The 7,695-nt window shown below is 70.4% G+C and carries 5 protein-coding genes; 4 read left to right on the top strand and 1 reads right to left on the bottom strand.

Annotated elements, in window-relative coordinates; translation table 11 throughout:
* Positions 1-122 precede the first annotated feature (122 nt).
* The 3 genes from glp to DI526_RS22615 all read left to right on the top strand — a co-directional run bounded on the left by glp (position 123) and on the right by DI526_RS22615 (position 4,663).
* Entirely contained in the window at positions 123-1,337 is a 1,215-nt protein-coding gene (gene glp, locus DI526_RS22625) for a gephyrin-like molybdotransferase Glp (RefSeq protein ID WP_304283065.1), read from the top strand.
* An 86-nt stretch (positions 1,338-1,423) separates the two neighbouring features.
* Positions 1,424-3,313 (top strand): nucleoside-diphosphate sugar epimerase/dehydratase, encoded by a 1,890-nt coding sequence (locus tag DI526_RS22620; protein WP_304283062.1) that lies wholly within the window; start codon positions 1,424-1,426, stop codon positions 3,311-3,313.
* A gap of 93 nt (positions 3,314-3,406) precedes the next feature.
* A complete protein-coding gene (locus DI526_RS22615; protein WP_304283060.1) occupies positions 3,407-4,663 on the top strand; it encodes a serine hydrolase in 1,257 nt (418 codons plus the stop codon).
* 8 nt (positions 4,664-4,671) lie between these two features.
* Here the strand turns inward: DI526_RS22615 and DI526_RS22610 are convergent, their stop codons facing one another.
* On the bottom strand, positions 4,672-5,568 hold the full coding sequence (locus DI526_RS22610) for a LysR family transcriptional regulator (RefSeq protein WP_304283057.1): 897 nt from the start codon (positions 5,566-5,568) through the stop codon (positions 4,672-4,674).
* A gap of 98 nt (positions 5,569-5,666) precedes the next feature.
* Here DI526_RS22610 and ilvD point away from each other — a divergent pair, with 98 nt between their 5' ends.
* Entirely contained in the window at positions 5,667-7,520 is a 1,854-nt protein-coding gene (gene ilvD / locus DI526_RS22605; RefSeq protein WP_304283055.1) for a dihydroxy-acid dehydratase, read from the top strand.
* Positions 7,521-7,695 lie beyond the last annotated feature (175 nt).

Here is a 7,695-nt window from a genome sequence, read left to right as displayed (position 1 = left end):
TCTCCGACCTCCCTTCGAGATCGGAAAATGTGTCACGGATGTCTCCGAACACCTGTCACGGATGTCCCCGGTCTGAACATCAAAGAGAGAGGGTTTCCGTTGCGCTTGGCTATAGTGGGTCGATGACTTCCTCCCTCCGAAACCTCACCGTCGAAGACGCCCGCGCCCGCATCCTGGCCGGCGCGAGCCGCCTTGGCGTCGAGAGCGCTCCCCTCGAAAACAGCCTCGGCCGCGTCCTCGCCGCCCCCGTGATCGCCGACCGCGCCCAGCCGCCGTTCGACGCCTCGGCCATGGACGGCTGGGCGATCCGGCGGGCGGACTACGCCCCGGGCGCCGCCTTCGCCATCGCCGGCGAGAGCGCCGCCGGCAAGGCCTTCCCCCGCGCCGTCCAGGCCGGCGAGGCCGTGCGCATCTTCACCGGCGCCCCGGTCCCAACCGGCGCGGACCTCGTCGTGATCCAGGAGGAGGCCGTCCGCGACGGCGAGACAATCCGCTTCGAGGCCGGCGAAAGCCCCAGGGCCAACATTCGCGCCGCCGGCGGCGACTTCCAGGCCGGCGACGTCCTGCTGGCCGAGGGCGTGGTGGTCGATCCCTGGCGGCTGTCGCTGGCCGCCTCGGCGGGTCTGGCCAAGGTCCCCGTCGCCCGCCGCCCCCGCGTGGCGATCCTGGCCACAGGCGACGAGCTGGTCGCGCCCGGCGCGTCCCCGCGCCCCGACCAGATCTTCGAGAGCGGCTCGTTCAGCCTGGCCGGCCTGATCGGCGCCTGGGGCGGCGAGGCCGTCCGGCTCAAGGCTCAAGGCGACGACGCCGCCGCCATCGCCGCCGCCGTGACGCCCGTGGAGGCCGACCTGATCGTCACCATCGGCGGCGCCTCGGTCGGCGACCACGACCTGGTCAAGCCGGCCCTGCGGACCTTGGGCCTGGCCCTGACGGTCGAGACCGTCGCCCTGCGCCCCGGCAGGCCGACCTGGTTCGGAACGCTCGGAGACGGCCGCCGGGTGCTGGGCCTGCCGGGCAATCCGGCCTCGGCCCTGGTCTGCGCCGAGCTGTTCCTGCGCCCGCTGCTGGCCGCCCTGACCGGCGCCGACCCCGAGGTCCGGCTGAGCCCCGCCCGCCTCCTCGCTCCCCTGGCGGCGACAGGCCCGCGCGAGCACTGGATGCGCGCGCGCCTCGCCGTCGACGCCGAGGGACGACTGACCGCCCAGGCCTTTCCGGACCAGGATTCGTCGCTGATCGGCGTCTTCTCGCAAGCCGACGCGCTGCTGCGCCGCAGGCCCGGCGCGCCGGCGGCCCAGGCCGGCGAGGTGGTCGAGGTTCTGCCCCTGCGGCGAGGCTGAGAAGGCGACGCCACGGAAATGCCGTGCTAATTCCGCACGACTCCGTCCGGGTTCGCCCGGCGTCGCGGCTTTGAAGAGGTTCGTTCATGGGACATGTCGGCAAGATCGCGACCAATGTCCTCTTGGCCTTCCTGGCCCTGCTGGTCGGTCGCTACCTGGTCATCGACATGCCCTTCACCGGCGACACCCTGCTGCAGGCGGCCTACTACGCCCTGGGCGCGCTGGTGGTCGAGCTGGTCTTCCGGGTCGAGCAAGCGCCCTGGCGCTTCGTCTCGGCCAGCGACCACCTGCGCCTGTTCCGCTCGGCCGTGCTGACGGCGGCGACCTTCATGCTCATCACGCGGATGGTCCATCCGGGCATCGACGGCGGCCTGCGCACGGTGGCCGGCGCGGCGCTGATCCAGGGCACCTTCCTGTCGGCCCTGCGCGTGATCCGCCGCAGCCTGCATGAGCGGCAGCTGCTGGATTCGGTCTTGCGCCTGGGTCCTGCCTCGATGCACCCGGCCCTGCCCCGCCTGCTGATCGTCGGCTCGGCCGCCGAGGCGGAGGCCTTCCTGCGCGCCCCGGCCGGCCTTGGCGAGCGCTACACCCCGATCGGCGTGGTGTCTCCGCAGGACCGTGAGACCGGCGACGAGCTGCGCGGGGTCTGCGTGCTGGGCGCGATCGCCGACTTCGACCGCGTGCTGGCCCGGCTGCGCGACAGCGGCCTGCCGCCCTCGGCCATCTTGTTCCTGACCGACAGCACGATGAGCACCTTCGGCGCCGAGCGCCTGGGCCGGCTGAAGGCCGAGGGCGTGCGCCTGCTGCGCCGCCACGGCGTCGTCGAGATGGGCGCCTCGGCCGACGGCGGCGCCATGCTGCGCGAAATCAGCCTGGAAGAGCTGCTCAGCCGCCCACCCGTGCGCCTGGATCCCGAACCGATCCGCGCCCTGGTCTGGGGGCGCCGCGTGCTGGTCACCGGGGCCGGCGGCAGCATCGGCTCGGAGCTGTGCCGCCAGATCGCCGCCAGCGGCTGCGCCCAGCTGACCATGGTCGACGCCTCGGAATACAACCTGTTCCACATCGATCGCGAGATCGCCGAGCGCCACCCGCTGCTGCCGCGCCGCGAGGTGCTGTGCGACGTCCGCGACGCCGCCCGCGTCGAGCGCGTCTTCGCCGAGCAGAAGCCGGACATCGTCTTCCACGCCGCGGCGCTGAAGCACGTGACCCTGGTCGAGAACCATCCCTGCGAAGGCGTGCGGACCAACGTGCTGGGCACTCGGAACGTGGCCGTGGCCGCCAAGGCCTGCGGCGCGGCGCACCTGGCCTTGATCTCGACCGACAAGGCCGTGGCCCCGACCAGCATCATGGGCGCGGCCAAGCGCGTGGCCGAGGCCGTGGCCCGCCAGTACGGCGGCGGCGGCGACATGCGGGTCAGCATCGTCCGCTTCGGCAACGTGCTGGGCTCGGCTGGCTCGGTCGTGCCGATCTTCCAGAGCCAGATCGCCCGCGGCGGCCCGATCACCCTGACCGACGCCAATGTCGAACGCTACTTCATGACCATCCCCGAGGCCGTGCAGCTGGTGCTGCGGGCCGTGGCCCTGTCGATGATCGCCTCGGACGGCGACGAGGACGGCGTGCTGACCCTGGAGATGGGCGAGCCGGTCAAGATCATCGACCTGGCCAAGCGGATGATCGAGCTGCAGGGCCTGGTCCCCGAACGCGACATCGAGATCAAGATCACCGGCCTGCGCCCCGGCGAAAAGCTGACCGAGACCCTCGTGGACGTGAACGAGGTCGCCCGCGCCAAGGCCCCCGGCATCATGGAGGCCGTCCGCATCTCCCCCGCGCCGCCGATCGCCGACGAGCGGCTGGCGACCCTGGACGCCCTGGCCGGGGCCGGCGACGAGACCGCGGTCCGCGAGGCGCTGTTCGAGCTGGTCGAGGCCCTGCGCCAGACGGGCCCGTCGAAGGTCGTGAAGATCCGGGCGTCGTAGAGCGGCGGCGCGTTCAGAGGACTTTGGGTCGGCTCGCGCTTCAAGCCCGCGCTTCGCCAAGCCGTCGCGACCGCAAGACTTTCGCGCCAGCGTATGGAAACCGAGATGAGCCCTTCTGGAACGATGTTCGCGCGGCGGGCTTTGCTGATTGGATCCGCGGCGCTAGCCGCCAGCGGCGGGCCGGCGTCTGCGCGCGCCCGTCCGCCAGCCCGAGGCCAGGACGACGATGCGGCCTGGATTCCGTCGGAAGATCTGGTTCGGGAGCTTCCACGCTTCATGCGGATCGCCGGCGTGCCCGGCGTCGCCATTGCGGTCGTAGACCGCGGAAAGCTCGCCTGGAGCCGCAGCTTCGGCGTGAAAAACGCTCTCACCCGCGACCCGGTGCGCGAGGACACGTTGTTTGAAGCGGCGTCGATGACCAAGCCGGTCTTCGCCTATGTCGTGATGCGGCTGGTCGATGAAAAGCGCCTGGACCTCGACACCCCGCTCGTCGCGTACCGCCGACCTGAGAACCTGGGTGATGACCCGAATCTCGAACGGATCACGGCCCGGCATGTGCTGGCGCATTCGACCGGCTTGCCCAACTGGGCGACCGGTCCGCTCGTCACGAGCAAGGCGCCGGGATCCAGTTATACCTATTCCGGCGAAGCCTTCATCTGGCTGCAGTTGGTCGTCGAGACGATCATGCAAATGGGCCTTGGCGGTGTGATGCAGGCCAAGCTCTTCGGTCCGGCCGGAATGTCTCACAGCAGCTTCGGCTGGGACGAACAGATCGCCAGGTCGGCGGTCTTTGGCCATTCCGAGCCTCCCCAAGGCGAGGAGACGCTTCCGTCCCAGCCCACGCGCGAGCTGGGCGACCGGCTGCTTCCGGTCGCGTCGCGGTGGCGCAAGCCGATCGCGTCATGGACCTACGAAGAGTCGATCGCGGCCATGCGCGAGACCGACCCCAAGACGGCGCCGTCGACGCACGACCTGCTGGTCAACTCGGCGGGCGGGCTCCTGACGACGGCGTCCGACTATGCGAAGTTCATGCTGCTGATGATGGACCGGCCGGGGCGGGCGGACTGGGAGATCAGCGATGCGTCCCGGCGGGCGATGCTCACCCCTCAGCTCGACGTGCGCGGGCGCGACATTTCGCGCGGGCTGGGTTGGGAACTCGAACAATCCTCGGCGGGCCCGCTGTTCCAGCACAGTGGCAGCAATTACGGGATCTTCAAAACGCTGGGCGTCGGTGACGCCCGCCGCGGGCGTGCGATCGTCGTCTTCACCAACGCCGCGAACGGCAATGCGCTGGCAGCCCTGATCGTTCGGCAGGCCACGGGGATCGACCGGCTGAAGTCTCTGGTCTAGGCCCGGGCTCAATCGGCGCCCACCAACCCCAGCAGCCCGCGCAGCGTCGGCGCCGCATCGTCCCGCCGCCACACCAGCCCCGTCTCCAGCACCGGCGGAGACGACAGCTCCATATAGGCCACCCCCGCCCGCGCGAGGTTTCTCAACGAGGCCGGAACCAAAGCCAGGCCCAGGCCCGCCGAGACCAGGCTGATGATGGTCTGCATCTGGATCGCCTCCTGGACGATCCGCGCCGGCCGGCCGCGCGCGCTGAAATAGCCGGTGACCAGGTCGTGGAAGGCCGGGGCGACGGTGCGGGGAAAGAGGACCAGCGGCGCGTCCAGCAAAGCCTCGGGCGCCAGGACGCCATCGACGATCGGCAGCCGCCCATCCTCGATCCAGGCGGCGGGAACGGCGGCGACCAGCGGCTCGGAGACCAGGCGGTGATAGGCCAGGGACTCCGGCAGGGCCCGCTCGGCCGGCGGGATGATGATGCCGGCGTGGCGCTCGCCGGCGACCACCGCCGGGATCTGCACGTCGCTGGTCGCCTCGACCAGGCGGATCTCGACGTCCGGATAGGCCTCGGCGTAGCGGCGGACGAGATCGGGCAGCACGCTGTAGTCGGCGGTGCTGACGAACGACAGGGTCAGGTATCCCGTCTGACCGTCGCGCAGGCGCCGGGCCGTCTCGGGCAAGGCGTCGACGGCGGCCAGGGCCTCCAGCACATGCGGGAGCCATTGCTGGCCCAAGGGCGTCAGCTCGACGCTCCGCTTGGTGCGCGCGAACAGCGGCGCGCCCAGTTCCTTCTCCAGGGCCAGGATCGACTGGCTGAGCGGCGGCTGGGTCATGCCCAGGCGCTCGGCCGCCTTGCCGAAGTGCAGGCTTTCGGCCACGGCGGCGAAGTGGCGGAATTGGCGGATATCCATGGCGATAGGTTTAGCGACCTAATCGACGCCGACTAATATATTTTTCGATCGAACGCGGGCGCCGTAAAAGACCCCACGACCGACACTGGAATTTGACCATGCCTCCCTATCGCTCGCGCACCTCGACCCATGGCCGCAACATGGCCGGCGCCCGCGGCCTGTGGCGCGCCACCGGCATGAAGGACAGCGACTTCGGCAAGCCGATCATCGCCATCGCCAACAGCTTCACCCAGTTCGTGCCCGGCCACGTGCACCTGAAGGACCTGGGCCAGCTGGTCGCCCGCGAGATCGAGGCGGCCGGGGGCGTAGCCAAGGAATTCAACACCATCGCCGTCGACGACGGCATCGCCATGGGCCACGGTGGGATGCTGTACTCCCTGCCCAGCCGCGACCTGATCGCCGACAGCGTCGAGTACATGGTCAACGCCCACTGCGCCGACGCGATCGTCTGCATCTCCAACTGCGACAAGATCACGCCCGGCATGCTGATGGCCGCCATGCGCCTGAACATCCCGGTCGTCTTCGTCTCGGGCGGGCCGATGGAGGCGGGCAAGGTGCAGGTGAAGGGCAAGATCCGCGCGCTCGACCTGGTCGACGCCATGGTCGTGGCCGCCGACGACAGCTATTCCGACGAAGAGGTCTCGGCGATCGAAAAGGCCGCCTGCCCGACCTGCGGCTCGTGCTCGGGCATGTTCACCGCCAACTCGATGAACTGCCTGACCGAAGCCCTGGGCCTCTCCTTGCCCGGCAACGGCTCGATGCTGGCCACCCACGCCGACCGTGAAGCCCTGTTCAAGGAAGCCGGCCGCCTGGTCGTCGACCTCTGCCAGCGCTGGTACGAGCAGGAGGACGCCACCGCCCTGCCGCGCGGCATCGCCACCCGGGCCGCGTTCGAGAACGCCATGAGCCTGGACATCGCCATGGGCGGCTCGACCAACACCGTGCTGCACCTCTTGGCCGCCGCCCACGAGGGCGGGATCGAGTTCAGCATGGCCGACATCGACCGCCTGTCACGCCGCGTGCCGTGCCTGTCCAAGGTCGCCCCGGCCAAGGCCGACGTGCACATGGAGGACGTCCACCGCGCCGGCGGCGTCATGGCCATCCTGGGCGAGCTGGAGCGCGGCGGCCTGATCGACGCCAGCCAGCCGACCGTCCACGCCGCGACCCTGGGCGAGGCCCTGGCCCGCTGGGACATTGGCCGCACCAACAGCGCCACCGCCCACGAGTTCTTCAAGGCCGCGCCGGGCGGCAAGCCGACCCAGGTGGCCTTCAGCCAAGCCGCCCGTTGGGAAGAACTGGACCTCGACCGCGAGACGGGCGTCATCCGCTCGGTCGAGCACCCGTTCTCGAAGGACGGGGGCCTGGCCGTCCTGTTCGGCAACCTGGCCCCCGAGGGCTGCATCGTGAAGACGGCGGGCGTCGACGAGTCGATCCTGACCTTCCGCGGCACGGCGCGCGTCTTTGAAAGCCAGGAGGCGGCGGTCAGCGGCATCCTGGGCGGCCAGGTCGTGGCCGGCGAGGTCGTGGTGATCCGCTACGAAGGCCCCAAGGGCGGTCCGGGCATGCAGGAGATGCTGTACCCGACCACCTATCTGAAATCGAAGGGCCTGGGCGCGGCCTGCGCCCTGATCACCGACGGCCGCTTCTCGGGCGGCACCTCGGGCCTGTCGATCGGCCACGTCTCGCCCGAGGCCGGCGAAGGCGGGCTGATCGCCCTGGTGGAGACCGGCGACTCCATCCTGATCGACATTCCGAACCGGGGGATCACCCTGGAAGTCGCCGAGGATGTGCTGGCCCAGCGCCGCGCCGCCCAGCTGGCCCGCGGCGCCGACGCCTGGAAGCCGCTGGACCGCAAGCGCGAGGTCAGCCCGGCCCTGCGCGCCTACGCCGCCATGACCACCAACGCCGCCAAGGGCGCGGTGCGGGACGTCAGCCAGGTGGAGCGGCGGTAATCGCCTATCCGGTGGTCCGCGCCTTCCTTCACCGTGTCATCCCGGAAGCCTCGCAGAGGCTATCCGGGATCCAGGGGGTGACAAAGCGCCGTGCGCGCCGCCCCTGGGTCCCTGTGTATTGCGAAGAAGGTCAAGCCTTGGCTTGATGGTTGGCGGGCGTAGCTCGTTGGGTCCC

Source organism: Caulobacter segnis, assembly GCF_003243465.1.
GTDB lineage: Bacteria > Pseudomonadota > Alphaproteobacteria > Caulobacterales > Caulobacteraceae > Caulobacter > Caulobacter segnis_A.
Note: the sequence above shows the minus strand (reverse complement) of the source record. Positions and strands in the feature narration are given on the sequence as shown.

Excerpts from the sequence above, each read along its gene's own strand:
- DI526_RS22620 (WP_304283062.1), top strand. The coding sequence starts at position 1,424 with ATGGGACATGTCGGCAAGATCGCGACCAATGTCCTCTTGGCCTTCCTG.
- glp (WP_304283065.1), top strand. The coding sequence starts at position 123 with ATGACTTCCTCCCTCCGAAACCTCACCGTCGAAGACGCCCGCGCCCGC.
- DI526_RS22610 (WP_304283057.1), bottom strand. The coding sequence starts at position 5,568 with ATGGATATCCGCCAATTCCGCCACTTCGCCGCCGTGGCCGAAAGCCTG.
- ilvD (WP_304283055.1), top strand. The coding sequence starts at position 5,667 with ATGCCTCCCTATCGCTCGCGCACCTCGACCCATGGCCGCAACATGGCC.
- DI526_RS22615 (WP_304283060.1), top strand. The coding sequence starts at position 3,407 with ATGGAAACCGAGATGAGCCCTTCTGGAACGATGTTCGCGCGGCGGGCT.